The sequence below is a fragment of the Pseudomonas sp. Tof1 genome (genome assembly GCF_055390395.1).
Genome location: NZ_AP024344.1, coordinates 4598054 through 4623246 on the forward strand (window position 1 = coordinate 4598054; position 25193 = coordinate 4623246).

At 64.2% G+C, this 25193-nt stretch carries 29 protein-coding genes; 16 read left to right on the plus strand and 13 right to left on the minus strand.

What is annotated here, in order from left to right; translation table 11 throughout:
* Positions 1-140 precede the first annotated feature (140 nt).
* On the plus strand, positions 141-308 hold the full coding sequence (locus ACZ5KU_RS20545) for a hypothetical protein (protein ID WP_464736154.1): 168 nt from the start codon (positions 141-143) through the stop codon (positions 306-308).
* A gap of 67 nt (positions 309-375) precedes the next feature.
* Here the strand turns inward: ACZ5KU_RS20545 and ACZ5KU_RS20550 are convergent, their stop codons facing one another.
* Positions 376-1125 carry a TerC family protein gene (locus ACZ5KU_RS20550; protein WP_054064463.1) on the minus strand — a complete coding sequence of 250 codons (750 nt, stop codon included), beginning with the start codon at positions 1123-1125 and terminating at the stop codon, positions 376-378.
* Positions 1126-1262: 137 nt separating this feature from the next.
* Between ACZ5KU_RS20550 and nhaR the strand changes: the two genes are divergently transcribed.
* Complete coding sequence (gene nhaR, locus ACZ5KU_RS20555) at positions 1263-2168, plus strand: transcriptional activator NhaR (RefSeq protein ID WP_464736155.1); 906 nt, start codon at positions 1263-1265, stop codon at positions 2166-2168.
* Here the strand turns inward: nhaR and ACZ5KU_RS20560 are convergent.
* Both ACZ5KU_RS20560 and ACZ5KU_RS20565 read right to left on the minus strand, forming a co-directional pair.
* On the minus strand, positions 2165-3319 hold the full coding sequence (locus ACZ5KU_RS20560) for an MFS transporter (protein ID WP_464736156.1): 1155 nt from the start codon (positions 3317-3319) through the stop codon (positions 2165-2167). The genes nhaR and ACZ5KU_RS20560 overlap by 4 nt on opposite strands.
* A 233-nt stretch (positions 3320-3552) precedes the next feature.
* Complete coding sequence (locus ACZ5KU_RS20565) at positions 3553-4062, minus strand: DUF1993 domain-containing protein (protein ID WP_054058775.1); 510 nt, start codon at positions 4060-4062, stop codon at positions 3553-3555.
* A 130-nt stretch (positions 4063-4192) separates the two neighbouring features.
* Here ACZ5KU_RS20565 and ACZ5KU_RS20570 point away from each other — a divergent pair, with 130 nt between their 5' ends.
* A complete protein-coding gene (locus tag ACZ5KU_RS20570; protein WP_464736157.1) occupies positions 4193-4843 on the plus strand; it encodes a YceH family protein in 651 nt (216 codons plus the stop codon).
* A 59-nt stretch (positions 4844-4902) separates the two neighbouring features.
* On the opposite strand, the gene ACZ5KU_RS20575 is transcribed toward ACZ5KU_RS20570, so the two are convergent.
* A complete protein-coding gene (locus tag ACZ5KU_RS20575; RefSeq protein ID WP_464736158.1) occupies positions 4903-5721 on the minus strand; it encodes a shikimate 5-dehydrogenase in 819 nt (272 codons plus the stop codon).
* Positions 5722-5964: 243 nt separating this feature from the next.
* Between ACZ5KU_RS20575 and ACZ5KU_RS20580 the strand changes: the two genes are divergently transcribed.
* From ACZ5KU_RS20580 to ACZ5KU_RS20590, 3 genes are all read left to right on the plus strand, one after another.
* Positions 5965-6318: a hypothetical protein gene (locus ACZ5KU_RS20580; RefSeq protein WP_017904470.1), complete on the plus strand. Its 354-nt coding sequence runs from the start codon at positions 5965-5967 to the stop codon at positions 6316-6318.
* Positions 6319-6583: 265 nt separating this feature from the next.
* Positions 6584-6778 carry a hypothetical protein gene (locus ACZ5KU_RS20585; protein ID WP_054058772.1) on the plus strand — a complete coding sequence of 65 codons (195 nt, stop codon included), beginning with the start codon at positions 6584-6586 and terminating at the stop codon, positions 6776-6778.
* Positions 6779-6916: 138 nt separating this feature from the next.
* Positions 6917-7099: a hypothetical protein gene (locus ACZ5KU_RS20590; RefSeq protein ID WP_054058771.1), complete on the plus strand. Its 183-nt coding sequence runs from the start codon at positions 6917-6919 to the stop codon at positions 7097-7099.
* Between the two features lie 82 nt (positions 7100-7181).
* On the opposite strand, the gene ACZ5KU_RS20595 is transcribed toward ACZ5KU_RS20590, so the two are convergent.
* Entirely contained in the window at positions 7182-7742 is a 561-nt protein-coding gene (locus tag ACZ5KU_RS20595) for a hypothetical protein (protein WP_464736159.1), read from the minus strand.
* Positions 7743-8316: 574 nt separating this feature from the next.
* Here ACZ5KU_RS20595 and pbpG point away from each other — a divergent pair.
* Entirely contained in the window at positions 8317-9252 is a 936-nt protein-coding gene (pbpG, locus tag ACZ5KU_RS20600; RefSeq protein ID WP_054058769.1) for a D-alanyl-D-alanine endopeptidase, read from the plus strand.
* Between the two features lie 35 nt (positions 9253-9287).
* On the opposite strand, the gene ACZ5KU_RS20605 is transcribed toward pbpG, so the two are convergent.
* Positions 9288-10259, minus strand: coding sequence for a sensor domain-containing diguanylate cyclase (locus ACZ5KU_RS20605; protein WP_464736160.1), 972 nt, complete (start codon positions 10257-10259; stop codon positions 9288-9290).
* Between the two features lie 222 nt (positions 10260-10481).
* On the opposite strand from ACZ5KU_RS20605, the gene ACZ5KU_RS20610 reads away from it, so the two are divergent.
* Entirely contained in the window at positions 10482-12926 is a 2445-nt protein-coding gene (locus ACZ5KU_RS20610) for a hypothetical protein (RefSeq protein WP_464736161.1), read from the plus strand.
* Positions 12927-12969: 43 nt separating this feature from the next.
* Complete coding sequence (locus ACZ5KU_RS20615; RefSeq protein ID WP_054064458.1) at positions 12970-13806, plus strand: helix-turn-helix transcriptional regulator; 837 nt, start codon at positions 12970-12972, stop codon at positions 13804-13806.
* Between the two features lie 6 nt (positions 13807-13812).
* Here the strand turns inward: ACZ5KU_RS20615 and ACZ5KU_RS20620 are convergent, their stop codons facing one another.
* Positions 13813-14400 (minus strand): LysE family translocator, encoded by a 588-nt coding sequence (locus tag ACZ5KU_RS20620; protein ID WP_464736162.1) that lies wholly within the window; start codon positions 14398-14400, stop codon positions 13813-13815.
* A gap of 163 nt (positions 14401-14563) precedes the next feature.
* On the opposite strand from ACZ5KU_RS20620, the gene ACZ5KU_RS20625 reads away from it, so the two are divergent.
* The 5 genes from ACZ5KU_RS20625 to ACZ5KU_RS20645 all read left to right on the plus strand — a co-directional run bounded on the left by ACZ5KU_RS20625 (position 14564) and on the right by ACZ5KU_RS20645 (position 17762).
* Positions 14564-15511 (plus strand): AraC family transcriptional regulator, encoded by a 948-nt coding sequence (locus tag ACZ5KU_RS20625; RefSeq protein ID WP_054059906.1) that lies wholly within the window; start codon positions 14564-14566, stop codon positions 15509-15511.
* A 148-nt stretch (positions 15512-15659) separates the two neighbouring features.
* The gene (locus tag ACZ5KU_RS20630; protein WP_464736163.1) at positions 15660-16280 is read left to right on the plus strand and encodes a LysE family translocator; all 621 of its coding nucleotides are present in this window, start codon (positions 15660-15662) and stop codon (positions 16278-16280) included.
* A 1-nt stretch (position 16281) separates the two neighbouring features.
* On the plus strand, positions 16282-16842 hold the full coding sequence (locus ACZ5KU_RS20635) for a GNAT family N-acetyltransferase (RefSeq protein WP_054064456.1): 561 nt from the start codon (positions 16282-16284) through the stop codon (positions 16840-16842).
* A 69-nt stretch (positions 16843-16911) separates the two neighbouring features.
* Entirely contained in the window at positions 16912-17130 is a 219-nt protein-coding gene (locus tag ACZ5KU_RS20640; RefSeq protein ID WP_054059903.1) for a hypothetical protein, read from the plus strand.
* A 53-nt stretch (positions 17131-17183) separates the two neighbouring features.
* Positions 17184-17762: a DUF4337 domain-containing protein gene (locus ACZ5KU_RS20645; protein WP_054059902.1), complete on the plus strand. Its 579-nt coding sequence runs from the start codon at positions 17184-17186 to the stop codon at positions 17760-17762.
* A gap of 96 nt (positions 17763-17858) precedes the next feature.
* On the opposite strand, the gene ACZ5KU_RS20650 is transcribed toward ACZ5KU_RS20645, so the two are convergent.
* From ACZ5KU_RS20650 to ACZ5KU_RS20675, 6 genes are all read right to left on the minus strand, one after another.
* On the minus strand, positions 17859-18686 hold the full coding sequence (locus ACZ5KU_RS20650; protein WP_054064455.1) for a class I SAM-dependent methyltransferase: 828 nt from the start codon (positions 18684-18686) through the stop codon (positions 17859-17861).
* Between the two features lie 80 nt (positions 18687-18766).
* Entirely contained in the window at positions 18767-19522 is a 756-nt protein-coding gene (locus ACZ5KU_RS20655) for an ABC transporter permease (protein WP_054059900.1), read from the minus strand.
* The gene (locus ACZ5KU_RS20660; protein ID WP_054059899.1) at positions 19522-20721 is read right to left on the minus strand and encodes an ABC transporter substrate-binding protein; all 1200 of its coding nucleotides are present in this window, start codon (positions 20719-20721) and stop codon (positions 19522-19524) included. The genes ACZ5KU_RS20655 and ACZ5KU_RS20660 overlap by 1 nt, the downstream gene beginning before the upstream one ends.
* Complete coding sequence (locus ACZ5KU_RS20665; protein WP_054059898.1) at positions 20687-21529, minus strand: ABC transporter ATP-binding protein; 843 nt, start codon at positions 21527-21529, stop codon at positions 20687-20689. The genes ACZ5KU_RS20660 and ACZ5KU_RS20665 overlap by 35 nt, the downstream gene beginning before the upstream one ends.
* Entirely contained in the window at positions 21526-22596 is a 1071-nt protein-coding gene (locus ACZ5KU_RS20670) for an acyl-CoA dehydrogenase family protein (RefSeq protein WP_054064453.1), read from the minus strand. The genes ACZ5KU_RS20665 and ACZ5KU_RS20670 overlap by 4 nt, the downstream gene beginning before the upstream one ends.
* Positions 22597-22645: 49 nt before the next feature.
* On the minus strand, positions 22646-23206 hold the full coding sequence (locus ACZ5KU_RS20675) for a carboxymuconolactone decarboxylase family protein (RefSeq protein ID WP_054059896.1): 561 nt from the start codon (positions 23204-23206) through the stop codon (positions 22646-22648).
* Positions 23207-23311: 105 nt separating this feature from the next.
* On the opposite strand from ACZ5KU_RS20675, the gene ACZ5KU_RS20680 reads away from it, so the two are divergent.
* Together ACZ5KU_RS20680 and ACZ5KU_RS20685 are read left to right on the plus strand one after the other, a co-directional pair.
* The gene (locus tag ACZ5KU_RS20680) at positions 23312-24232 is read left to right on the plus strand and encodes a cupin domain-containing protein (protein ID WP_464736164.1); all 921 of its coding nucleotides are present in this window, start codon (positions 23312-23314) and stop codon (positions 24230-24232) included.
* 253 nt (positions 24233-24485) lie between these two features.
* Entirely contained in the window at positions 24486-25190 is a 705-nt protein-coding gene (locus ACZ5KU_RS20685; protein WP_054058091.1) for a cyclase family protein, read from the plus strand.
* Positions 25191-25193 lie beyond the last annotated feature (3 nt).

The window sequence follows — 25193 nt, forward strand, 5'->3', positions numbered from 1 at the left end:
GCGGTTTATACGGCGCCATAGAGCGAAATGGCTGATCGCACACGACCATTGGTCAATAGCCTGAAACACCGCAGCGACTAGACTGATCTACACAAGCAAGACGAAGTGAGAGAGCCCCGATCGGGGCGAAGGAGGCGCTGATGAGCCTTGTCCTGACCGTTGCATTGTTGATCCTGGGTTGGCTGGCGGTGGCCGCCGCCCTGTTGTGGGGAGTCCTGAGGATTTCCCGTCGTCACCATCACCCCAGCCTACCCTCGCAGACGCACAAGGCCGGCAAGCCTGCCGGACGCCCTGCCAACGCCCATTGACCCCTGTGCATGAAAGGCCGCCTGGTTCGTGGAGAACCCGGCGGCCCGGTTACGCAGCGCGCCTGAATCAGCCCTGTGCCGCCTCACGTTTCTGCCGGGCGCGACGGGCCAGCATGTTCAGGCCCTCGATGATCGCCGAGAAGGTCATGGCGGCATACACATAACCCTTGGGCACATGAGCGCCGAAGCCTTCGGCGATCAGCGTCATGCCGATCATGATCAAAAAGCCCAGGGCCAGCATCACCACGGTCGGGTTGTCGTGGATGAACTTCGCCAGCGGCTCGGAGGCCAGCAACATCACCGCTACCGCGACGACCACCGCAATCACCATGATCGGCAGGTGTTCGGTCATGCCCACCGCGGTGATGATGCTGTCGATGGAGAACACCAGGTCGAGCATCAGGATCTGGCCGATGGCCGCGGCGAAGCCCAGGGAGACCCGCGAGTTCTTGTCCTCGGACGCCTTCTCCTGCGGGTCCATGCTGTGGTGGATTTCCGTGGTGGCCTTCCATACCAGGAACAGGCCACCGGCGATCAGGATCATGTCCTTCCACGAGAATGCCTGGCCGAATACCTCGATCACCGGCGCGGTGAGCTTGACGATATAGGCAATGGTGCCAAGCAGGCCCAGGCGCAGGATCAGCGCCATGCCGATGCCGAGCCGCCGCGCCTTGGTGCGAAACTGCGCAGGCAGCTTGTTGGTCAGGATCGAAATGAAGATCAGGTTATCGATACCCAGTACGACTTCCATGACGATCAGCGTCAACAAGGCAATCCAGGCGGTGGGGCTGACAGCGAGTTCCAACAGGTATTCCATGGTTCAGTCCTGAGTAGAGTCCCAGGCAAGCCTAGCAGGTGGCTCGCCAATAGCGCCGCATTCTAAAGATACCGATACTTCAGAAAAATTCGTATTTTTCAGCGCTATACTTCGCTTTTAACGAAGTGATGCCCCTCATGCTCAATTATCGCCAACTGCATTACTTCTGGGTCGTGGCCAAGACCGGCAGCATCGTGCGCGCCTGCGACCAGTTGAACCTCACCCCGCAGACCATCAGCGGCCAGATCAGCCTGCTGGAACAGAGCCTGGGTATCGAGTTGTTCCGCAAGGCCGGGCGCCAGTTGGAACTGACCGAGGCCGGGCGCCAGGCCCTGCCCTATGCCGAGCAGATGTTCCAGCTGGGTAATGAGTTGCAGGCGATGTTGCAGGCGCAGCCCCGGGAGCAGCCGTTGCTGTTTCGGGTCGGGGTGGCGGATGTGGTGCCCAAGTCCATCGTCTACCGGCTGATCGCCCCCACCATGGAACTGGAGGAGCCGATCCGCATCACCTGCCGCGAGGACAAGCTCGAACGCCTGCTGGCGGACCTGGCGATCCAGCGCCTGGACCTGGTGATCTCAGACAGCCCGATGCCGAGCCATCTCGATATCAGGGGCTACAGCCAGAAGCTGGGGGAATGTGGGGTCAGTTTTTTTGCCACACCGGCATTGGCGCAGCGTTATGGCGATGCGTTCCCCCACTGCCTGCAGAACGCGCCGCTGCTGATTCCCGGCCAGGAAACCGTGGTCCGCAGCCGGTTGTTGCGTTGGCTCGCCGAGCAGCAGATCCAGCCGAGGATCGTCGGCGAATTCGATGACAGCGCCCTCATGCAGGCCTTTGGCCAATCCGGCAGCGGCATCTTCATCGCCCCGAGCGTCATCGCCGATGAGGTCTGTCGGCAGTACGACGTCAGGCTGATGGGCCAGACCGAAGCCGTCAGCGAGTCGTTCTATGCCATCTCGGTGGAGCGCCGGACCAAGCACCCCGGCACGCTGGCCATTACCGAGGGTGCTCGACGCGAGCTGTTCATGGGGCCTGGCGCTTAAGCCGTCACCGTCTTGGCGTCGGTGGTCATCAAGGCCATCGCCAGCAGGATCGACATCAGGATCAGCGCCGCCGCCGCGAAGCCGACACCGCTCAGGCCGACACTGTCGATGACCCGGCCACCGATCACCGCCCCCAGGCCGATCCCCAGGTTGGCCCCGGCAATGTTCAGCGAAGCGGCAAACGCCGGTGCCTGGGGCGCCACCTTCATCAGGCGGACATGGCTGACCAGGAACAGTGCCGCCTGGGTGATCCCCCAGACCGCCAGTGCCGCCGCCAGCCCGGGCCACGAGTTGATGTTCGGCATCACCGCCACCAGGGCGGGAATCATGAAGGCGCAGAACACCATCGAAGCGATCAGCGGCTGGCGGTCGACCATGCGCCCGCCCAGGGCGTTGCCGATCAGACCGACCGCACCGAATGCCATCAGGCACCAGCCCACCACCGTGCCGTTGAAACCGGCCAACCGCTCGAGGATATCGGCCAGGTAGGTGTAGGCGGTGAACATGCCGCTGAAGATCAGGATCGACAGCAGCACATGGCCGAGCATCAGCGGGCTGCGCAGAATGCCGAACTGCGAACGCAGCGAGACCTGCTTCAGGTGCAGGCGGGTCGCGGGCAGGTAGCGCCAGAGCAGCAGCGCCTTGACCAGGGCGATCACCGCCAGGATCGTGAACGCCATGCGCCAGCCCCAGGCGTCACCGACCAGCGTACCCACCGGGATGCCGAACACCGTGGCGCAGACGATGCCGAAACCGATCTTCTCGATCGCCCGGCCCGCGTGATCCGGGCCGACGATATCCACCGCCGTTTCACTGGCCAGGGCCCAGAATACCGGCAAGCCCAAGGCCGGCAGCAGGCGCGCAACCGCCATGACCCAGATGTTCGGCGCCAGCGCCGCCACGGTATTGGCCAGCCCGAAGACCAGCAGGATGCTGATGAACAGCCGGCGCCGCTCGAAGCGGGAGAACCAGGCGGTCAGGAACGGTCCGAAGGCCGCTACGGTAAAGGCGAATAGCGTCACCAGCAGACCGGCCTGGGGGATGCTGACCTCCAGATCCCGGGCAATGGCCGGCAACAGCCCGACAATGACGAATTCCGTGGTCAGCACGGTAAAACCGGCGGCCGACAGCAGCAGGATGGCGAGGAACATGAACGACTCCACAAACGACAGCGCCAGCGATAGCCCCGGGGCTCACTGGGAGGAAAGGAAATGATGATGGGCGATTGTACCAGAGCGGTTATGACAATGAGTCATGCGGTGCCTGCGAGGGCCTGTTCGCGGCGGTCCGACGCGAACAGGGGCACCGGCCTACTGACGGGAGCCTGCTTTCCAGCAAGCCGGCTCCTTGCGAGATCAGGTAGGGCGAGTCAAGCCGTGGCCGATCAGAACGCGCCCATGTAGTCGCGCTTGCCGATTTCCACGCCATTGTGACGCAGGATCGCGTAGGCGGTGGTCACGTGGAAGAAGAACTGCGGCAGGCCATAGCTCAGCAGGTAGGACTGGCCGCTGAAGCGCTTCTCTTTCGGCGTGCCAGGACGGGTCACGATCTCGATGCCTTCCTTGCCGTCGACCTGGGCCGCGTCGATGCTGTCCAGGTGCGCCAGGGTCTTGCTGATCAGTGCCTGCAACTCGGCGAAGGTGGTTTCGCTGTCCGGGTAGGAGGGCACTTCGATCTGCGCCAGGCGCGAGGACACGCCCTTGGCGAAATCGACGGCGATCTGCACCTGGCGCACCAGTGGGAACATGTCCGGAGCCAGGCGGGCCTGCACGAATACGCTCGGGTCGATGCCCTTGGCCGTTGCGTGAGCCTCGGCCTTGTTCAGGACGTCGCTCAGGGCGTTGAGCATTTGCTTGAAAACCGGGATGGAAGCGGCGTACAGGGAAATGGTCATGGGTTTCTCACAATGAAAATGGCAGGAGTACAGCCGACCGATTATAGCCAGAGGCGGTCGCATTGCCGCTTGTCTTTTTGTCGGTGGAAGACCTAGGCTAGTCGCCTTCCAATGCATAGGGAACCGCGCCATGAGCACCGAGCAAGAGACTTGCGTCGAACAACCGCGATTGAGCAGCACGGAAATCCGCATCCTGGGCTCCCTGATCGAAAAGCAGGCCACCAGCCCGGAAACCTATCCGCTGACCCTCAACGCCCTGGTGCTCGCCTGCAACCAGAAAACCAGCCGCGAACCGGTGATGAACCTCAGCCAGGGCCAGGTTGGCCAGAGCCTGCGGGCACTCGAGGGCCTTGGCTTTGCCCGGCTGGTGATGGGCAGCCGGGCCGATCGCTGGGAGCAGCGGGTCGACAAGGCACTGGAACTGGTGCCGGCCCAGGTGGTGCTGATCGGGCTGCTGTTCCTGCGGGGGCCGCAGACCGTCAACGAACTGCTGACCCGCAGTGGCCGCATGCATGATTTCGAGGACACCGAGCAGGTGCTGCACCAGCTCGAACGCCTGATCGCCCGCGGCCTGGCGCTGCTGATTCCGCGCCAGGCCGGCCAACGCGAGGATCGCTACACCCATGCCCTGGGCGACCCGGCGGATATCGAGGCGATCCTCGCCGCTCGCCAGCAGGCCCCTGAACGCAGCAGCGGCAGCGCGGTGTCGGCGGAGCGAATCGAAGAGCTGGAAGCAAGAATCGCGGCGCTGGAAGAGCGGTTGGCGCGGTTGGAGCAATAAATCACAGCGGGGTTTGCGCTGATTCCAGGCTTGTGGGCCATTCGCGGATAAACCGGGGCCTATGCCCGGGCGAACGCCACCGCTTTCTGAAACTGCTCCTCGGTCGGCCGTACGCCGGTGTACAGCACGAACTGCTCCAGCGCCTGGATCGCGATCACTTCCAGGCCGGTGATGACCCGCTTGCCCTGCTCCCGGCCACGCACGATCAAGGGCGTCTCCGAAGGAATCGCCACCACGTCGAACACCGTCTCGGCGGCATCCACCGCCTCCGGCTCGAATGCCAGTTGCCCGGCCTCCGGGCCTCCGTCCATGCCCACCGGCGTGACGTTGACCAGCATCTGCGGACGCAGCGCCCCCAGCTCGGCCTGCCACTCGTATCCGCAGATTGCCGCCAGCGCCTTGCCGGCGGTTTCGTTGCGGGCCACGATCACGCCGTTGCGATAACCGCCATCGCGCAGTGCCGAAGACACGGCCTTGGCCATGCCGCCGCTGCCGCGCAGGGCGAAAGTCGTGTCCCTGGGCACCGCATGGGTTTCGAGCAACTGGGCAATCGCAATGTAATCGGTGTTGTAGGCCTTGAGGTGGCCCGCCGTGTTGACGATGGTGTTGATCGACTGGATCGCCGCCGCCGAGGCGTCCAGCTCGTCGACCAGAGCGATGCAGGCTTCCTTGAACGGCATCGACACGCCACAGCCGCGAATGCCCAGGGCACGGATGCCGCCGACGGCACCCGGCAGGTCCTGGCTGCTGAAGGCCTTGTAGTAGAAGTTCAGGCCCAGTTGTTCGTAGAGATGGTTATGAAAGCGCAGGCCGAAATTACCGGGACGCCCAGATAACGACATGCACAGTTGGGTGTCTTTGTTCGGGTTCATCTGCATGTTTCATCTCCTGAGGGGTACTTTCGGATAAACGGGATTAGCCACCCGCACCGGTTTTCGCTGATCATAGGCTCTGGCACAGGCATCACGGGACTGTAAAGAAGCACCGCCCGGAACCTTACACAAAATTTACCCAGCGGCGTCGAAGATTTTCAGGCACCCGCTGTCATAGAAGTATCCCCGCGACAGTTCTTGAGTCTATTGCAGACAACAAGCGCTGGGGTTGGAACCTGAGGAATCATCATGATGCGTACCATTCCCAAGATAGCCTTGCTCGTTGGTGCACTCGCTGTCGCAGGCCAGGCCTCCGCCCACGGTGGCGGCGGCTGGGTGGGTCCTGCCTTGTTGGGCGGCGTGATCGGCGGAGCCATTGTCAGCTCGGTGGTGTCGAGCCCCCGTCCTGTCTACGTGCAGCAGCCTGTGTACGCACAACCGGCACCGGTGTATGTCCAGCCGGCCCCGGTCTATGTGCAACCTGCACCTGTCTACGTTGCCCCCCCACCGCCTCCTCCCGTGGTGGTCTACGGTGGCGGCGGCTACTACGGTCGCCCGGTGTACTACGGCCACCCCCATTACGGTTACGGCCCTCGCTGGTAACCATCCGGCAGAAATCCAGGCCCCGCTCGCAAGACGGGGCCTGGGTCGTTACGGGGGCAGGAAAATCCGCGGGGCCACCCTCCCCGTCTGGATTTCAGAGGTAAAGGTCGCAGGCAAGACAGCATTCGTACACCAATGGCGCATGATAGGACTGCCGGTCGTCGCATTGCTCAGCCCTTCACACGGCTGTCATATGGGTGCCACCGCCCGGCTGCAAAATCGATCCATCGTCGAGGGCCTTCCCTTATAAGAACAAGGACGAACCATGCCAACGCAAAATCCGCATCGCATCGCCGGGCTCTGCACCTCCAGCAAGGTCTACAGCGCCCTGACTGAGCTCAAGCAGCTCGAAGGCCATCGCACGGCCAAGTTTCTCTCGTTGCTGGCCGAGAACCTGGTCCGCAAGGGGCTGTTGAATGAACAGGAAGTGATTCACATGCTGGATCAGGTGGTCGACTGATCCGGCATCAGCCGACCTGCGACAGCCAAACGATAATGGACCAGGGCTCGATTTCGTCGATGTCCACTATCGAGCACGGTGATTTTTCCTGAAGCCGTCATGACCGTAAGGTAGCTCCATAGATTGATGGAGGTACTTATGCCCAAGGTTCAGATCATGTCCGTTATCGGCAGCGCCGTTCCCGCCTCGCTCAGGGAACTGGGACTGCTCGCCTGCTGGTACCTGGTTCGCGATGGCGTACAGATCAGCGGCCCCCTCACTTCCCTGCCAGCGGCAAAGGCCCTGTCCGAACGCATGGACCTGCATGCCCTCGGCGCCTGACCGCCCACCGACTTCCCGAAACGTGCGTTGCTCCGCACAACCCCTTGCCCGCACTGTGTTGCGGGCTTTTTTTGGCCGGTACTCAGCTGCGTTCGGCCTGGACGCTGTTGAGCTGGGTGCGATGCCCCAGCTTCTGCAGGCGCTTGTCCAGCTCGATCATCACCGCCCGGTCCGAACGCCCGCTTTCCAGCTCGTCGATCAGCACGTTGGCGACCTTGCGCAGTTCGTGAATGATCAGAATCCGATCGTCATTCAGGTCCTGCTTGTGGGACTCGAACAGGCGATGCAGAAAATCCTCGAGGCTGCGCTGGTGGCGATGCCGGTCGCAAGCCCGCAGGTGAGTCAGGCTGGCGGTGACGCGCCCCAGCAGTTCGAGCAGTTCCAGGCCGAAATAATGCAGGCGCCGGGCATACCCCACTTCGCGCTCGCGCAGGCGCTGACGCTCGGCCTGGAACGCCTGCTTGCGCTGGATCGCCGGCACCGCAATCGCCACCATCAACCCGACAATCAGCCCCACGGCCTGAATCCAGCCATACCAGTCGGCCGATTTCGGAAAGAACGCGAACCCCAGCAGCAATAACGCGACGATTCCCGCCCATACCACCATGGGCAGGTAATCCCTGCTCAAAGAAATCTTTGGCATGCCCCCAACTCCTGAAGTCCAGAAAGCACCTAGCGCAATAATGGCGCCGATGCTAATCGCAGTTCGCAGCGAACACCATGATCTATCAATGCCGATACCCGAACACCCCGTCGGGACTCAGGGAAAACCCTAGATCGCAATTGATTTCAAAGGGTTTTCCGGGGTACTGCGAACTTGACAAAAGCCACTGACGAAGCCGCTGGAAAATATTCTGGAAAAATCGCTGGAACCTGCGAAATAAAGGCCTTGGACCGATACAACGGCTGCCCTCTCTACGCTACCATATGTCTTATGGCCAGTACGGACTCGAGGGTCCATCGCCAAACAGCCAAGGCACGTCTTCCGGGTTCTCCGGGCAGCCATTGCAGTGACTGAATCCAGCCAGGGATCGGACAACCATCGGAAAGTTCGAACAGGCAGCGGAAGTGCGATCACACAAGATTAAATTTTGTGTCAGTTACGCCCACTCTCTGCAGCGCTGTGGCAACTTTCCGGGCTATATTCATCAAACGTAACGCTTTTTCAAGAAAAGCCCGTTGCCAACGGTTTATCCATTTTTAGCGAGTCCATCCGCGTGAACATTCGTCATTCCATCCTCGGCCTTTTTTTCGTTCTGGCCGGCACCGTTGCCACTCCTGTCGTCGAGGCGCGTGAAACCACCCAGGCCCCTCGCGATACCAGCCACCTGCAAGTCGCCTCCGGCAGCGCCCTGCTGATCGATCTGCAGACCAACAAGACCCTGTACTCCAGCAACCCCGACGTGGTGGTGCCGATCGCCTCGGTGACCAAGCTGATGACCGCCATGGTGGTGCTCGACGCCAAGTTGCCGATGGACCAGTACATCTCGGTGAACATCAGCGATACCCCGGAAATGAAAGGCGTGTTCTCCCGGGTCAAGCTCGGTAGCGAACTGCCGCGCAAGGAAATGATGCTGATCGCCCTGATGTCGTCCGAGAACCGGGCGGCCGCCAGCCTGGCGCACCACTATCCGGGCGGCTACGCGGCGTTCATCGCGGCGATGAACGCCAAGGCCAAGTCCCTGGGCATGATCAACACCCACTATGTCGAACCGACCGGGTTGTCGATCCACAACGTCTCCACCGCCCGCGACCTCAGCAAGCTGCTGATGGCCGCCCGTCACTACCCGATGCTGAGCGAGCTGAGTACCACCAAGGAAAAGACCGTGGCGTTCCGCAAGCCCAACTACACCCTGGGCTTTCGCAACACCGACCATCTGGTCAACAAGGACAGCTGGAACATCAAGATCACCAAGACCGGTTTCACCAACCAGGCCGGCCACTGCCTGGTGCTGGTCACCGAGATGGGCAATCGCCCGGTCGCCCTGGTGATCCTCGATGCGTTCGGCAAGTACACCCACTTCGCCGACGCCAGCCGGATCCGCAACTGGGTCGAAACCGGCAAGGGCGGCAGCGTGCCGGACGTGGCCCTGCGCTACAAGGCCGACAAGAATCTGAAGGGCCGCCAGGCGGGCGAACAGGCCGCAAAGTAACCGGGCAGGAACCGGCCCGGTTTTCCGGGCCGCGCTCAGCTGCGTTGGCGTTTGAGTGCCTGTTTATGCGCGTACATGGCCCTGTCGGCGTCCTCCAGCAGATCTGCGATCGAGTCATGGCGATGCGGGTCATATTCGATCTGCCCCACGCTGAAGCGAATGTCATAACCCCGCTTCTGCCCTGAATTGCGCTCGCCCAGGGTGTGGCGAAGCCGCGCCATGATCATCTCGACCTGCACATGATCGGAGCCGGTCAGCAGCACCACGAACTCATCGCCCCCCAGCCGGCCGACCACGTCGCTCTCGCGAAACACGATGCGCAGCACATCGGCGAAGTTCTTCAGCGCCAGGTCGCCCTCGGCATGGCCGTACACATCGTTGATCTGCTTGAAGTCGTTGAGGTCGAAGAACAGCAGCGAAGCCGGCTTGCCCATGCGCTTGCACACGCCCAGCCCCTGGCTGGCCAGGGCCTCGAAACCACGACGGTTGGACAACAGGGTCAACTCGTCCATGGTCGCCATCTGTACCGCCACCAGTTCCTGCTCGGCCATCTGCGCCAGGTCGCACAGCAGCGAGCGTTCCTCGTCATTCAGCGTCCGAGGCTTGGTATCGATCAGGCACAAGGTACCGAGCTTGTTGCCCTCTCCCACCGTCAGCGGGCAACCGGCATAGAAACGGATGCCGGGGGCGCCCGTCACCATCGGATTGTCATGGAACCGTTCGTCGCTCTCCGCGTTCGGAATCATCAGCACCTGATCACCGAGAATCGCGTGACCACAAAAGGAGATATCCCGCGGCGTCTCACTGGCCGTCAGCCCAACGCAGGACTTGAACCACTGTCGGTTCTCGTCCACCAGACTGACCAGCGCGATGGGCACATCGAACAGACGCTTGGCCAGGCGGGTCAGGCGGTCGAAACGCTCTTCGGGCGGAGTATCGAGAATATTCAGCGAGCGCAGTTTTTCCACGCGGGCCGTTTCATTGGCAGGTTTTTTCGGCGCTAACATCACAGACATCCCAGGCTTGCGATCATGCAAGCGTAGACAATAAATGAACCGCCACAACGCTATGGACCGTGTAAATCCGCCAATGTTCTTCGGTCGACCCGTTGCCCGCCCCCGACCGTCCATGCGTCCTGTGACCGGCCGCACAACCCCGGGCCCAGGCATGGGCGCCGCCCGCACGACAGGTCATACTCGCCCTCCGCCATCACCGCACAGGATGTCCCCGTGAGCGCCGCCCGTGACGAAAGCAACCCTCCCAAGAGCATCGGTCGCCTGCTGCTGGAGCTGATCTGGCAACTGCTGGTGCTGGGGGTACCGATTTTCCTGGTGACCACCCTGCCACCGCTACTGGCCGGCACCGTGGTACTGGCCGCAGCCGCCGGCATGTGGCTGTGCGCCAGGCTCGGCTGGCTGGCCGGCGGACGGGGTGCCGCCCGGTTGATGATCTCGGCAGTGTTCGGCCTGGGTTTCAGCCTGGGGCGCGCCCTGCCCGACTACTGGGACATCGCCGCGGCCTGCCTGGCCATTTTCCCCGGGCTGGCCTGTGTCGCCACCTGGGAACGCCGGCTCGGGCTGGTGCCGCCCAGCGCATCCAGCCCCCGTGGCCGAAGCGCCTGGGGTGGGCAGGAACCCGACCAGACGCCCGAGGGCGAACCGATCCGGGTATTCAACCACAGCGAAATCGCCATGGGCGGGCCGGTCACCTGCGACTACCTGTTTCCCGATGGCGTGCTGCTCGAAGGGCTGGGCTCATCGGCGCGCTTTTCCAGCGACGGCCGCTATTTCGCCGCACCGGTGCCGTCGCGCCAGAGCTGGGGCCTGGTGATTCTCGACCGCCGCCAACGGCAGCTCTATCGCTGCAACGACGAACGCTTCTGGGAACTGGACACCTTCAACGAACAGGGGCTCGCCGGGCGCTACAGCCCGCTGGTGGATAACAGCACCGAACAGGTCAGCCTGCAGGCCCTGCTCAAGACGGCACAGCGGGTGGACCTGTTGCCCGTCGGCGACCTCTGGCTCGAACCCGGCCATTGGCAGCAGAACCTGGCCCGCCAGCAGATCGAACAGCGCTCCCCGGACGGCCGGCACCTGCTCGAAGGCCAGCTCAGCCTGCCTGACAGCCTGCGACAACTGGAACAGCCGCTCGGCGCCCTGTTGCACCCGGATTACCGCCTGAGCCTGGATGGGGAAGCGACGCCGCTGCTGGTCAAGGCCGACACGACGCCGGTGTGGAGCGACGACAGCCAGCGGCTGGTCTGCGTCGCCACGGTCGCCGGGGAGCCTGACACGCCGGCCCGTGGCCTCTGGCTGTGGCAGCGGGACCAGGGCTGGCGCGCCTTGCGTACGCCCTGGAGTACCCACGACCGCAGCCCTTCCGGCTACTGGAGCGAGCCGGTGGCGCTGGACGCCCAGTTCGTCCGCCTGGACAGCTACCTGCCGCTGCAGCAGCCCGACAACGGCCGCTTCGGCTACCAGTTGCACGAGATTCACAGCGACTCGGAAATCCTCGTCGGCCACGACCCGCTCGGTCGTGAGCGGGATGCCGACTGGAACCGCGCTCGGGTGCTGCTGGCCCTGCCACTGGAAGGCGATGGGCAGGCCTGCTCGGTGCAGATCGAGTCCGCCCCGCTGCCGGGCGGCAGCCGCGCCCGTTTCATCCGGGCCTGCGACAACCAGGACGGGGTCGGCGGTTACCGCTGCCAACTGGCCGACTGGGAACTGCCCGGCCTCTGGCAGTTGCCCCATCGGCTCAGCGATGACGGGCAGTACCTGGCGCTGATCCCCTTCACCGAGGCCAAGGCGTTGCCGGATCGGGTCGTCGTGGTCGATCCCGGCAACCGGCGGCTGATCGACAGCCCGCCCTTGCTGGTCGCCGGGCTGGTGGATTTTCGCGGCCCAGTGCTCAGCGTCGCCGTGGTCGTTGGCCGTCTGCCCCGGGATGACTCCGGCACACCCCTGCGGCGCTTCACCGTACCGGCACCGGCGGCGTCCGAAGCCGGCGGGTTCTGCCGTTATCGCGAGGACTCGCGGGTGTACTACGAAATGCGCCAGCTCCGGCTCGGCAAAGACAGCCTCGAGCTGCTACCGGCCTGGCGCGTGGTCAACCAGCCACAGCTCGCCACCGCCGAAGGCGAGTTCATCCAGCCTGCGCCGACCGGCCTGGACGCCGCCTGGCTGTTCGGCAGTTCCACCGAATATGGCGATGACCGGCTGCGCGGCCAGATCGCACGCCTGGGCGGCCACCTGCTGACCGCCTCCGGCTGCGCCCTGTCCGATCTCGCCCCGTCGATGATCTGGTCCCCCAGGGGCCGTTACCTGGCGCTGACCCGGCTCTATCTGGAACATCCGGATTTCGAGTTCAGCCGGCGCGCCTGGAAACTCCTGCTGCTCGATGTCGAGGCCCACACCCTGCGCATCGCCCCGGACTGGCTGGGCAACCGGCCGCAGTTCATCGATTTCAGCGGCGACACCCTGCACCTGCGCCACTATGAAACCGACTGGGACCTGCGCGATGGCTCGGACCCCGGCCACCGGGTGAAAATCGACCTGAAGACCGTGCTGCAATGGCCCGCCGAACCACTGGAGCGCCATGGCGAACTCTGGCTGACCCGCAGCGACGCCGGCAATGCCAGCGCGTGGCAGGCACTGGAAAGACCGGCGTTACTGTAGGAGCATGTCCATGATTCGAACGCCCGAGACACTGGAACCGACCATGAGCAGATCGACCACCGCCCACCCGGACGACAAGGCCCCGTATTTCTGGCGTGATGCGGCGCTGCCCTTCATCGAGGCACGCTCGATCCAGGATGGCCGCGAGGTCTGCTATTCCCGGCATTCCCACGAGCACTTCTCCATCGGCGCGATCACCCACGGCCGCAGCACCTATATCAACGAACAGCAGCAGTGGCAGGTCGAGGCCGGCACCGTGGTGCTGATGAACCCCGGCGAGGTGCACGCCTGCAACCCCATCGACGACCAGCCCTGGGCCTATCGCATGTTCTATGTCGAGACACCCTGGCTGACCGCGCTGCAACACGAACTGGGGTTCAGCCCGGACCTGGACTTTCGCCCGTTCTCCGCCACCCACAGCCGCGATCCGCAGCTGTACCGGGGCCTGAACGCACTTTACGAACAACTGGTGGACGACGACCTCGCCCACCTGGAAAAGCAGTGCGCGATCGTCGAGTTCTTCACCCTGCTGCAACACCGGTTGAACCCGGCGCCGATCCCGGCCCGCGAGGTCAACCAGAAGCTGGAGCGGGCCGCGGCCTACATCCACAAGCACTGCACCGAAGCACTGAAGCTGGAGGACATCTGCCAGGCCGCGCAACTCTCGGCGTCCTACCTGACCCGCGCCTTCAAGCAGTATTACGGCATGACGCCCCACGCCTTCCTGGTCAACCGGCGCATTCAGTATGCGCGCAATCAACTGCGGCGCGGACGGCTGATCGCCGACGTCGCACTGGAGGCCGGCTTCGCCGACCAGGCGCACTTCCAGCGGGCCTTCAAGCAGCACCTGGCCGCAACGCCCGGCCAGTATCGCGGCTGAGCGGACTCAGGGCAGCAACAGGTAGGCCGCACTGAGCGCCAGCAGCAAGGCCATCAGCCGATTGAACAGGCGCATCCCCCGGGGATTTTCCAGGTAGCGGCGCAGGAAGGTGCCGGCGAAGGCCCAGCAGGCGATCGAGCCGTAGCAGATCACGAAGTAGATCAGCGCGAACTCCAGCACCACCCGCGTATCACCCTCGGCGGCAAACGCGCCCATGCCGGCGACGCAGGCCAGCCAGGCCTTGGGGTTGAGCCACTGCATTACCGCGCCGAGGGTCAGGGTCGGGCGCTTGCCGGCGTTGCCAGCGTCGAACGAACCGTCATCCATGGCCAGCTTCCAGGCCATGTACAGGAGAAACGCCACACCGCCGAGCTGGATGCCTCGCGTCAGCGCCGGCACCCGCAGCAACAGTTCATGCAGCCCCAGGCCGATCAGCACCAGCAACAAGGTGAAACCCAGGGTGGCGCCGGTCACATGGCGCAGGCTGGCACGCAGGCCGAACTGCGCCCCGGCACTCAAGGCGACGATGTTGACCGGGCCAGGGGTAATGGACGAAGCCAGCGCAAAGGCGGCCATGGAAAGCAGAACGCTCATCGGATAGGTCTCTCTCGATTGAAGATGAGCAGCACCGTACCCAGCCGCCGGCATCACGTATTGAAGAAAACTCCCCTGGCGGACCGACAGCCAGCGTTTACTATGGCTGCTGCGTTTTCCCTGGCATTCGCCCGACCTATCCACCGGAGGGAGTCAAAGGCCCATGAGCGTCGCCTATCAGAGCCTGCTGGAATACACGCGCCGGATGAACCGGGTGCTGGAACACATCGACCAACACCTGGACCAGCCGCTGGAGTTGGCCGAACTGGCGGCCATCGCGCACTTCTCGCCCTTTCACTTCCATCGCCTGTTCAGCGCCTGGGTCGGGGAAACCCTGGGCGACTACCTGCGCCGCCGTCGGCTCGGCTGTGCCGCTCTGCTGTTGGCCGAACGCCCCGAAGCCACGGTGCTGGACATCGCCCTGCAGGTCGGCTTCGGCTCCGGCGAGGCCTTCAGCCGGGCGTTCAAGCAGCACTTCCAGGTCACGCCCAGCACCTGGCGCCAACTCGAACCCGTCCGCTGGGAACAGCGCCTGAACGACATCCGCGAACGGCGCCGGCAGTCATTTCGCAATCCTGATCAGGAATGCGCGCTGATCCTGTCCGACCATGGGCGCTCCCAAACCCTGGAGGAAATGACGATGGACGTCACGCTTGAAGACATCCCCCCGACCCGCATCGCCTACATGCGCTACACCGGGCCCTACGGCCCTGGTATCGGCATATTCTGGCGCGAGACCTTCATGCCCTGGATGGAACGTAACGGCCTGACGGGCGAGCTGCGCCTGGGCATCGGCCACGATGACCCGCATGTCACCCCACCCGAGAAATGCCGCTATGACGCCTGCGTGCAGGTGCCGGACGACTTTGTCGGCAGTGGCGAAGCCACGGTGGCCACCCTGCCCGGCGGGCGCTACGCGGTGGCCCGTTTCAGTGGTCATGTCCGCGACTTCCCGGATGCCTGGACCGAGCTGTGCCGCGACTGGCTGCCCCGCAGCGGCATGCAGTTCGCCAGTGGCCCGCCCTTCGAACGCTACCCGAAAGATGCCCATTACGACCCGGTGGCCGGCACGCTAGACTGCGACATCTGCATCGCGGTGAAACCGCTGTAGCTGAGGATCGGCCCAGGTTTGCTGCCAATGAGCAGTACACCTGGGCAACAAGTTTCCGGTACAGCCCTGCAAAGGCTTGGACACACTGGCGCCAGCAGGATGCCCGGGGTTACTGTCGAGCCTTTCCTGTTTCCTGCCGGAGCGCGCCATGACCCTGTCGACCCTGCTTCTCTTCATCCCCGCGTGTTTCGCCCTGAACATGGCACCCGGCCCGAACAATCTGCTGTCGGTCAGCAATTCGACCCGTTACGGCTTCCGAACCTCCTGCCTGGCCGGCCTGGGGCGCCTGCTGGCCTTCGCCGGCATGATCGCCCTGGCGGCGGCGGGCCTGGCGGTGGTGCTGCAGACCTCGGAACTGCTTTTCCATGGGATCAAGATCCTCGGTGCCGCCTATCTGTTCTACCTCGCCATCCAGCTCTGGCGCGCCAATCCGCAAGCCGAGGCACAGACGGAGCAAACCCGGGCCAACCTGCCCGCCCTCGCCCGCCAGGAGTTCATGGTGGCGGCAGGCAACCCCAAGGCGATCCTGATCTTCACCGCCTTCCTGCCACAATTCGTCGACTCTTCCCAAGGCATCTCCCAACAGTTCGCGGTACTGGGTGCACTGTTTCTGGCCCTGGAATGGGTCGCCATCAGCGCCTACGCCTACATGGGCATCCACATGCGCCGCTGGTTCGCCGAGCCCCGGGGCAAGCGCCTGTTCAATCGTGGCTGCGCGGTACTGCTCTCGGGTGCGGCGTCGGTGCTGCTGACGGCTCGCAGGGCCTGACATGTCGATCACCACACCGCCTCCCGTGATCCACACCCATCGCCTGCTGCTGCGTCCGGTTCGGGCGGACGACCTCAAGGTCGCCCAGGCCATCCATGGCGATCCGCAGACCAACCGCTATAACCCCAAGGGCCCCTCCTCCCTGGAAACGACCAGCAGCCACCTGTTCAACTGGATCGAACACTGGAAGAACAAGGGCTTTGGCTACTGGGCCGTCTGTGACCGGCAACAGCCGGAAAAGGTATTGGGATTCGGTGGGCTGCAGGACGCCCTGTTCGGCTCGCGCAGTGGCTTGAACCTGTACTTTCGCTTCGCGGTGGAGGCCTGGGGCAAGGGCTACGCCAGCGAGATGGTCGAGGCGGCCCTCGACCTGGCGTTCAGGCACCTGGCACGCAACGAAGTCATCGGCCTGGTGCGCCCGGACAACCTGCCCTCGCGCCGCACCCTGGAGCGGGCCCGAATGACCGTCGATGGCGAACTCGACGACGTTCCCGGCCAACCCCACAGCCTGCTCTACAGCCTGAGCGCGGAACGCTACCTGAGCCCGGAAAGTTTCATGTAGCGCGCTGCGGCAAAGGCGTAAAATGCCCCGAGCAACCATTACAAAATATGTCAGCCAGGGGAATCGCTTATGAAATCCAGTCTCGTCAAGGCCACGCTGGTACTGGGCAGCCTGCTGCTGGGCGCCTGCTCATCGGACCTGAGCACTCACTACAACAGCGCCTGCTCGACCCTGAGCTGCCAGCAGCACTACAACAGCAGTGCCCGCCTGAGCCAGGACAATGGCTCGATGAACCGCAACCTGGGCAGCAGCTTCAGCGAGTATGGCGAGAGCATGCTGCGCGACTAAGCCGCTGACACCGATCTACAGCAGCCTTCCTTTCTACTCCAAGACCTGCGTTTATGAGCGAAGCCTTCGAAGTCCCCAGCCCTCACGAAAAACACGTCGAACACACCACCGAACATGCGCACGCCCGAGGCGACGGCTTCGCCAGCCGGATCGCGGTGATGACCGCGGTCATGGCCACCCTCGGTGCCATGCTCAGCTACCAGGCCGGCTCCACGGAAAGTGAAGCGGCGATGGACAAGAACAATGCGGCCATCATCAAGACCGAGGCCGCCAACCAGTGGAACTACTACCAGGCCAAATCCAGCCGCCAGAACCTCTCGGAAATGGCCAGCCATATTCCGGGCCTGGATGCCGGGCACTACACCGCCGAGGCCGAACGTTACAAAAAGGAGAAGGAAGCGGTACGCCAGAAGGCCGAGGGACTGGAAGCCCAGAGCCGCGAATGGGATGCCCGCTCGGAGGAGCTGCTGCACCAGCATCACCGCTGGGCCCAGGCGATGACCGCCATCCAGATCGCCATTTCGCTGGCGGCGATCACCCTGCTGACCCGCCGGGAATGGCTCAAGCGCCTGTCCTATACCGCGGCGGGTGCCAGCGTGGTGCTGGGCTCGATGGCCTGGCTGCATATCTGAGGCCGGCCGCTGCCGGGTTCTGGCGATGGCGACCGGGCAGAAAACACCGGGTCGCCTGAGACACCGCCATCGCCGGCAGGCCGGCTCCCACAGGCATCAGCCGCGCTTGACCGCCTGCAGCGTGTAGCTCAACGGCAGGCGGTCAGGCGCCTGCTTCAGACGCCACTCGTCGTCCTGCGCCGAATGCACCATCTGCCCCGGCAGTGCGTCCCAGGGAACGCTCTGGTGCTCCACCAGGCCGGTGATCGTCATCCCCTCCTCCAGCAGCGCACCGACGATCTCGCCCAGGCCATGGTTCCAGGTGTGAGTGACAGTGGCGGTCAACGGCGAATCGCTGGCCACGTAGGTCTGGTCGCTGCTGAAGACCAACGGCTGCTCATGCTCGAAATACGGGTATTCCACCCGCAAGCCCTCCTGATGCGCCTCGTTGAGCGACCAGAGCATCGGATGCCCCTCGCGGATGAACAACCGGCCGCCCGGCTTGAGCAACGCCGCCACCGTCCGCGCCCATGGCTGGATGCGCGGCAACCAGCAGAGTGCGCCGATGCCGGTGTAGACCAGGTCGAAGGACTCGCGCGGCAGCACCTCGGCCGCGGCATGGACGTCGGCCTCGACAAACTCCAGCTCGGCCCCGCAACCGCGCGCCAACGCACGGGCCTCGAGCAGCGCGGCGGGCGAGAAATCCAGTCCGGTCATCGACGCGCCGAGCCGCGCCAGCGACAAGGTGTCGGTACCGATATGGCACTGCAGGTGAACGCCCCGCAGGCCGGCGATATCGCCGAGCAGTGGCAGGTCGAAGCGCACCACGTCGGAGAGGTGCCGCGGATCGGCGAGAAAACGATGCAGGCCATACTCCGCAGAGCGCGCATGCACCGGCGCGCGATCGTTCCAGTTGGCCTTGTTGATGTTCAGCGAGTCATTCATGGGCAAAGGGTCCCTGCCATTTTCCAGACAGGCACCCTATCACCCTCGTCAACGAAATGATTTGAGCAAGTTGTAAAGCTTCAGGCGTGTGCCCAGCGCCGATGCAGGCCGCGCGCCAGGGCATCCAGGGCAAAGCCGAGCAGACCGATCAGCAGCACCATCGCCATCAGTTCCGAGTAGGCCAGGCGGTCACGGGTGTCGAGAATGAAATAACCCAGGCCGGCGCTGACACCGAGCATTTCGCACGGCACCAGCACGATCCAGAGAATGCCGATGGACAACCGCACGCCGGTCAGCACATGGCCGAGCACCCCCGGCAGGATGACCTTGCGCAGGGTTTCCCAGCGGGTGGCGCTGAGGCTGCGGCTCAACTGCAACCAGCGCGGGTCGAGCTGGCGCACGCCGGCCGCGGTGTTGAGCATGATCGGCCAGACCGCGGCGAAGGCCAGCAGGAAGTAGATCGGCTGGTCGCCCACCCCCATCAGCATCACCACCACCGGCATCCACGACAGCGGCGAGATCATCCGCAGGAACTGGAAGGCCGGCGTGGTCGCCGCCTCCAGATGACGGTAGCTGCCGATCAGCAGGCCCAGGGGCACGCCGATCAGCAGGGCCAGCGCCAGGCCGACCAGGATCCGCTTGAGGCTGACCAGAATGTGCTCGTAGAGCTCGGCACGACCGAGCAGTTCGACCAGGCTGGCCAGGGTCGCCTGTGGCGAGAAGCGGGCCGACAACCCATCGGCGCTGCCGAACAGATGCACCCCGAGCCACCAGGCCAGCAGCAGGCTCAACAGCCCGGCAATGCCCAGCAGCCAGTTCCACAACGGCTTGCCCATCAGATGCTGAACTCCTCGCTACGCTCGAAGTTGTCCGGCAGGCCGAACGCCTTGAGCCCACCCACCGCCGCGATGCTGTTGCGCACAAAGCGGTCGTCCACCAGGTCGCGGGCGGTCTGCGCCGGATCGAGGTTGGCGAGGAAGCCCTTGTCGCCTTCGATCAGGGTGTCCTTCAGGCGCCGGACCAGTTCCTCGGTGTAGCTGGGGAACGGATAGGGCTGGAAGTCGATGCGCTGCTCGTCCCAGTTGCCATGGCGGATCGCGCCGCTGGCGAGGTAGGCGTCGCGCTCGGCGGCATTGGGCGTCAGCACCCGGCCAAGCACCTGCGGGGTATGGGGCGTGTAGCGGTTGCTGCCCTCCTTGGACAGCAGCCTGGCCGCCTCGGCGCGGTTATCCCGCGTCCACAACTGCGCCTTGACGATGGCGTTGACCACCTTCTGCGACCACTCGGGGCGAGCGTTCAGGTCCTGCTCGTGCATGAACACCACGCAGCAGGCGTGGTTGCGCCAGACGTCGCCGGTGAAGCGCTGGACCCGACCGACCTTGAGTTCCTCGGCCAGGGCGTTGAACGGCTCGGCGACGATGTAGCCGGCGATGCGCTTGCTGGCCAGGGCCGGTGGCATGTCCGACGGCGGCAGCACCACCAGGTTGACCTCGTTGGCCGCCAGCGCGCTGTTGGCCGGCTTGCTCACCGGTTGCAGGCCGTTGTCACGGAACAGTTGCTGTACCACCACGTTGTGGATCGAGTACCAGAACGGAATCGCTACCGATTGCCCGCCCAACTGACGGATCTCGGTGATGCCGGGGGCGACGGTCAGGCCCGAGCCGCCGACATGGTTCCAGGCCACCACCTTGGCCGGCACCTTGCTGCCATAGCGGGCCCAGACGGTCATCGGCGACAGCAGGTGGATCACGTTGACCTGCCCGGAAATGAACGCCTCGATCACCTGCGCCCAACTGCGCAGCAGCACCGGGCGCTCGGCCTTGATGCCCTCGGCCTCGAACAGGCCGTTGTTATGGGCCACCAGCAGCGGCGTGGCGTCGGTGATCGGCAGGTAGCCGATGCGTACCGGCGCATCCGGCTCCAAGGCCGCACGGGCCTTCCGGCTGTTGAGCAGCGGCAGGGCGCCGCCGGCCGTCAGCAGGGCGCTGAGTTTGAGGAAGTCACGACGAGTGTGGGTGAAGTCGTCCAGGCACATGATCCATCTCCGACGGTTCGGGCTGTGTTGAATTGAGAGGGTTGCGGCTTGCCCGCCGAAGGGTTTTGAGAATCTCGATGCGCAGGGCACCCAGTTCGTCGACCAGTTCGGCACGCGGTTGCGGCAGGTCGATACGCCATTCACCGAGCGTCCGCGCCGGGCTGTTCCCCAGTAGCAGGATACGATCGGACAGCAGCAGGGCTTCATCGATGTCATGGGTGATGAGCACTGCGGCCGTGTGATGTTCGGCAATCACCCGCAACAGCAATTGCTGCATGTCCGCACGGGTGACTTCGTCGAGGGCGCCGAACGGCTCGTCCAGCAACAGCACCTGCGGCTGACGGGCCAGGCAGCGGGCCAGCGCCGTGCGCTGGGCCATGCCGCCAGAGAGCTGCGCCGGGTAATGCTCGCGGGCATGCTGCAAACCGACTTCACTGATCGCGGCATCGATCCGGGCCTGGCGTTGCTGCGCGCTCAACTTCGGTTGGCGGGCGAAGTCCAGGCCGAAGGCGACGTTCTTCTCCAGGCTCAGCCAGGGCAGCAGGCTCGGATCCTGGAAGGCCACCGCCACGCGCGGATGCGGCCCCTCAAGGCGCTCGCCGTGGAGACTCACCTGGCCGCCATGGGGCGCCTGCAAGCCGGCCAGCACCCGCAGCAGGCTGGACTTGCCGACCCCGCTCGGTCCCAGGATCGACACCACCTCGCCCGGTTTCAAGTGCAGGTCGAAGGCTTCCAGCACCGCCTGCCAGCCCTGCTCCCGCGGATAGCCGAGACTGATCTGCCGGGCTTCGAGCAGCAGCGCACTCATGCCACGGCTTCCCGCGCCTGACGCTGCAGTTCGGTGCGCAGTTGCACCAGGCTCGGCGTGACGATCGGCACGAATGCCGATTCCCGCCAGCGCCGGGCGAAACCGCTGCCGAACTCGCTCAGGTAGGCCTTGCCACCGCTGGCCTGCAACTCCAGCTGCACAGCCTGGGCGGCCACTTCGGCGAGGCTGATGCGAATCTGGAACAGGTCGGCCGGACGCGCCAGGAAACGGCCCTCGAGCAGCCCGCACTTCAATGCCTCCACCGCCTGCTCCAGCACCTGCCGTTGCTCGACCAGCGGTTCGCGCAGGATCGAGCGCCCATCCTGCAGGTGCTGTTCGACTTCACTCAGTGCCCGGCGGCTCAGGCCAATCGCCATGCCGCATTGCAGGCCGAGAAACGCAGGCCTGACGGCGGGCAGGAAACGCTTGGCATCCGCGTGCAGCAACCACTCGCTGCCGACGTTCACCTGGCACAGATCGATGGCCGCGGTATTGCTCGATTGCAGCCCCATCAGTTGCAGATCCTCGGAACGCCGCAGGCCGGCCAGGTTGTCCGGAATCGCCAGGACGAAGGGTGCACCGCCCTCCTCATCCTCGATCGCCGCCGCGACGACGAAACCGCTCTTGCGCAGGTTGGTCACCCAGTGCAGACGGCCATCGAGCTGCCAGCCATCGGCCTGGGCCTGGGCGCGCACCTGCAGCGACTCGATGCCCGACAGGAACTTCATGGCGTTCGACAGCCCGGTCGCACCGGCCAGCTCGCCGCTGAGCAGGTTAGGCAACAGGCGCTCGCGCAGGGCTGTGTTGGGACTGTGCAGCAGGTATTCGATGAAGGCACGCTGCCCCCAGAACACGAAGGCCGCCGCCAGGGAATGACTGGCGACGCGGGCCAGCGTCTCGATGGCATCGGTGACATTGCCACCGCTGCCGCCCGCCGCTTCATCGACGCCCACCCGCAGCACGCCGGCTGCCGCCAATTGCGACAACACCCCCTGCGGATCGCACTGTCCCAGGTCCAGGGCCTGGGCGTGTTCATCCAGCCATTGGCTCAATGCCGGATCAAGCATGTGATTTTCTCCTTGAGCGCGACGCCGGGTCACCGCCGGCGCCGTTGAATCATTGACCCGCAGCTTGCCAGCGGTACTTGGCCAGTTCCGGGTTGAGCGGGGTACGGGCGAACACGTTGGCGAAGTTGCAGAGTGTCGCAAGGCTGACGCCGAGAATCACTTCCAGGGCGTTACCTTCTGTGTATCCGGCCTCCTTGAAGGCATTGAAGGTCGGCTCGCTGACATTGCCGCGGGTGGCGATGACTTCCCGGGTAAAGGTAGCCAGTACTTCGAGTTTTGCCTCGGGCAATTCACTCTGGCCACGCAGGGCGCCGACCACTTCGTCCGGCAGCTTGGCCTTGTTCAGTGCCACCGCGGTGTGCCCGGCGACACAGAAGTCGCAACCGTGGGTGGTGGCGGCGATCAATTGCACCACTTCGCGCTCGGCCAGGCTCAGTTCGGCTTTGCCGTTGAGCCCCGATACCGTAACGTAGGTTTCCAGGGCCGCCGGGGCATTGGCGAGCACGCCCAGCAGATTTGGAATGAACCCGGAGTTCTTCTGGGCGTTTTCCAGAAAGGGCCTGGCCGCTTCAGGGGCGCTTTGCAGAGTGTGTAGAGTGACGCGCGACATGGAGTGGACTCCTGCTGTGTGGGGTGTCCGACAAGTCTGTTGGTTATAAGAATTTCGATCCATATTCAAAAGTAGCGATTACTTGCTCCTGAGTGTTTCCATTAGATGATTTCGTCCAGCCCATTGGTTGATTGGTTATTAGACAGCCTCGAACTCGACACCAGCCTGTTTCACGTAGGCCGCTACTGCGGCGGCTGGCACGCCAGTACCCATGGCCTGGCCCGGGCCAGTTTCCACCTGATAGTGCAGGGACACTGCTGGCTGCATATTGATGGAGCGCAAGCCGCCGTCCGTCTGAACGCCGGGGATGCGGTATTCCTGCTGCAGGATCTGGACTACCGCCTGTCCAGCGCCGAGGACCGCCTGCAAGCCAGGGCGCTGCCGCGCATGGCCATGACCGCACTCGACGGCGAAGCCCAGGATGGCGTCGGCCTGGTCTGCGGGTTCTTTCACTTCCGCTCGGGGCTGTCGTCCCTGATCATCGACGGGCTGCCGGACTGGATCGTGCTGCGCGCCGGCGATCCCTCATCGAGCGCGGCGCGGTCCCTGTTCGAACTGATCCTGGAGGAGTGCCAACGCCAGCCGGCGCCCTCCCCGGCCCTGCTGGAACGCCTGAGTCACCTGCTGTTCCTGTACGTGCTGCGCCAGCAGGTGGCCGACAACCAGGACCTCGGTGGCCTGGTATCGCTGGCCCGGCACCCGGGCTTTGCACCGTTGCTGGAACAGTTGATCGAACGCCCCGCACAGAACTGGTCCCTGGAAAGCATGGCGGCCTGTACCGGGCTGTCGCGGTCGGCGTTCTTCAAGCGCTTCAACGAACTGGCCGGGCAGTCGCCGGGCCAGGTGCTGCTGGCGCTGCGCATGCGCCATGCCTGTCAGTTGCTCAAGGCCAACCACACCGTGGAGCAGGTCTGCGCGGCGGTCGGCTATCAGTCGATCGCGGCGTTCACCCGGGCGTTCACCAAGGCGGTCGGGGTGCAGCCGGGAGCGTATCGTCGACAACACGAACCGTCACAAGCCCACTAGGGCGACGGCACGCCCGACTGGTGGAAGGAGTTTTACACCCCGCTCCGATCGTCATGGCGTCCCGACGCGAAGTATGGATAGACTCGGCGGGAACCAGGGCAGGAGTCCCTGGATGTCCGAAGGAGCAGGCAACATCATGGAACTATCAAGACAACACAAGGCGAGACTCAGGCGGCTGTCTGTCGGACTGCTGAGCGTATGGCTGGCAACCGGCATCACCCAGGGTTTCGCAGGGGAGAAGGAAGCAAAGGGAATGCAGAGTATCCAGTTTCGCAAGGTCATCGACCTCAGCCACGTCATCGCCCCCACCATCCCGCTCTGGCCCCACGATCCTCCGGTGGTGTTCAACACGGTGGCCACCCAGGAAAAGGATGGCTACTACCTGCGCAGCTTCAGCATGGGCGAACACAGCGCCACCCATATCAATGCGCCGAACAGTTTCCACGCCGACGGGGTCGGGATCGACGCCTACAAACCCGAGTCGCTGGTACGCCCGGCGGTGGTGATCGATGTGCGCTCCCAGGCCCAGGCCAACCCCGACTATGTGATCAGCGTCCAGGACATCAGGAACTGGGAACAGAAGCATGGACGCATCGCCAAGGACTCCGTGGTGCTGCTCCATACCGGTTGGCAGAACTACTGGAACGACCCCAAGCGCTTCTTCAACGCAGACGACAAGGGTGGCCTGCACTTCCCCGGGCTGGGCAGCGACACCGCGGCGTTCCTGGTCAACGAACGCCACATCGCCGGAGTCGGCACCGACACCCACGGCGCCGACCCGGGCCAGGATACGGTGTACGCCACCAACAGCCTGGTATTGGCCAAGAACGGCATCATCCTGGAGTGCCTGACCAACCTCGACCAGTTGCCGGCCAAGGGCACCACGCTGGTGATCGGCCTGCTGCGGCTCAAGGATGGCTCCGGCTCCCCCGCCTCGGTGATGGCATTCGCCCCCTGAGCC

What these genes read in the sequence shown, in the direction of transcription:
- ACZ5KU_RS20545 (WP_464736154.1), top strand. Translation starts at nt 141, where the DNA reads ATGAGCCTTGTCCTGACCGTTGCATTGTTGATCCTGGGTTGGCTGGCG.
- ACZ5KU_RS20550 (WP_054064463.1), bottom strand. Translation starts at nt 1,125, where the DNA reads ATGGAATACCTGTTGGAACTCGCTGTCAGCCCCACCGCCTGGATTGCC.
- nhaR (WP_464736155.1), top strand. Translation starts at nt 1,263, where the DNA reads ATGCTCAATTATCGCCAACTGCATTACTTCTGGGTCGTGGCCAAGACC.
- ACZ5KU_RS20560 (WP_464736156.1), bottom strand. Translation starts at nt 3,319, where the DNA reads ATGTTCCTCGCCATCCTGCTGCTGTCGGCCGCCGGTTTTACCGTGCTG.
- ACZ5KU_RS20565 (WP_054058775.1), bottom strand. Translation starts at nt 4,062, where the DNA reads ATGACCATTTCCCTGTACGCCGCTTCCATCCCGGTTTTCAAGCAAATG.
- ACZ5KU_RS20570 (WP_464736157.1), top strand. Translation starts at nt 4,193, where the DNA reads ATGAGCACCGAGCAAGAGACTTGCGTCGAACAACCGCGATTGAGCAGC.
- ACZ5KU_RS20575 (WP_464736158.1), bottom strand. Translation starts at nt 5,721, where the DNA reads ATGCAGATGAACCCGAACAAAGACACCCAACTGTGCATGTCGTTATCT.
- ACZ5KU_RS20580 (WP_017904470.1), top strand. Translation starts at nt 5,965, where the DNA reads ATGATGCGTACCATTCCCAAGATAGCCTTGCTCGTTGGTGCACTCGCT.
- ACZ5KU_RS20585 (WP_054058772.1), top strand. Translation starts at nt 6,584, where the DNA reads ATGCCAACGCAAAATCCGCATCGCATCGCCGGGCTCTGCACCTCCAGC.
- ACZ5KU_RS20590 (WP_054058771.1), top strand. Translation starts at nt 6,917, where the DNA reads ATGCCCAAGGTTCAGATCATGTCCGTTATCGGCAGCGCCGTTCCCGCC.
- ACZ5KU_RS20595 (WP_464736159.1), bottom strand. Translation starts at nt 7,742, where the DNA reads ATGCCAAAGATTTCTTTGAGCAGGGATTACCTGCCCATGGTGGTATGG.
- ACZ5KU_RS20605 (WP_464736160.1), bottom strand. Translation starts at nt 10,259, where the DNA reads ATGTTAGCGCCGAAAAAACCTGCCAATGAAACGGCCCGCGTGGAAAAA.
- ACZ5KU_RS20615 (WP_054064458.1), top strand. Translation starts at nt 12,970, where the DNA reads ATGAGCAGATCGACCACCGCCCACCCGGACGACAAGGCCCCGTATTTC.
- ACZ5KU_RS20620 (WP_464736162.1), bottom strand. Translation starts at nt 14,400, where the DNA reads ATGAGCGTTCTGCTTTCCATGGCCGCCTTTGCGCTGGCTTCGTCCATT.
- ACZ5KU_RS20625 (WP_054059906.1), top strand. Translation starts at nt 14,564, where the DNA reads ATGAGCGTCGCCTATCAGAGCCTGCTGGAATACACGCGCCGGATGAAC.
- ACZ5KU_RS20630 (WP_464736163.1), top strand. Translation starts at nt 15,660, where the DNA reads ATGACCCTGTCGACCCTGCTTCTCTTCATCCCCGCGTGTTTCGCCCTG.
- ACZ5KU_RS20635 (WP_054064456.1), top strand. Translation starts at nt 16,282, where the DNA reads ATGTCGATCACCACACCGCCTCCCGTGATCCACACCCATCGCCTGCTG.
- ACZ5KU_RS20640 (WP_054059903.1), top strand. Translation starts at nt 16,912, where the DNA reads ATGAAATCCAGTCTCGTCAAGGCCACGCTGGTACTGGGCAGCCTGCTG.
- ACZ5KU_RS20645 (WP_054059902.1), top strand. Translation starts at nt 17,184, where the DNA reads ATGAGCGAAGCCTTCGAAGTCCCCAGCCCTCACGAAAAACACGTCGAA.
- ACZ5KU_RS20650 (WP_054064455.1), bottom strand. Translation starts at nt 18,686, where the DNA reads ATGAATGACTCGCTGAACATCAACAAGGCCAACTGGAACGATCGCGCG.
- ACZ5KU_RS20655 (WP_054059900.1), bottom strand. Translation starts at nt 19,522, where the DNA reads ATGGGCAAGCCGTTGTGGAACTGGCTGCTGGGCATTGCCGGGCTGTTG.
- ACZ5KU_RS20660 (WP_054059899.1), bottom strand. Translation starts at nt 20,721, where the DNA reads ATGTGCCTGGACGACTTCACCCACACTCGTCGTGACTTCCTCAAACTC.
- ACZ5KU_RS20665 (WP_054059898.1), bottom strand. Translation starts at nt 21,529, where the DNA reads ATGAGTGCGCTGCTGCTCGAAGCCCGGCAGATCAGTCTCGGCTATCCG.
- ACZ5KU_RS20670 (WP_054064453.1), bottom strand. Translation starts at nt 22,596, where the DNA reads ATGCTTGATCCGGCATTGAGCCAATGGCTGGATGAACACGCCCAGGCC.
- ACZ5KU_RS20675 (WP_054059896.1), bottom strand. Translation starts at nt 23,206, where the DNA reads ATGTCGCGCGTCACTCTACACACTCTGCAAAGCGCCCCTGAAGCGGCC.
- ACZ5KU_RS20680 (WP_464736164.1), top strand. Translation starts at nt 23,312, where the DNA reads ATGATTTCGTCCAGCCCATTGGTTGATTGGTTATTAGACAGCCTCGAA.
- ACZ5KU_RS20685 (WP_054058091.1), top strand. Translation starts at nt 24,486, where the DNA reads ATGCAGAGTATCCAGTTTCGCAAGGTCATCGACCTCAGCCACGTCATC.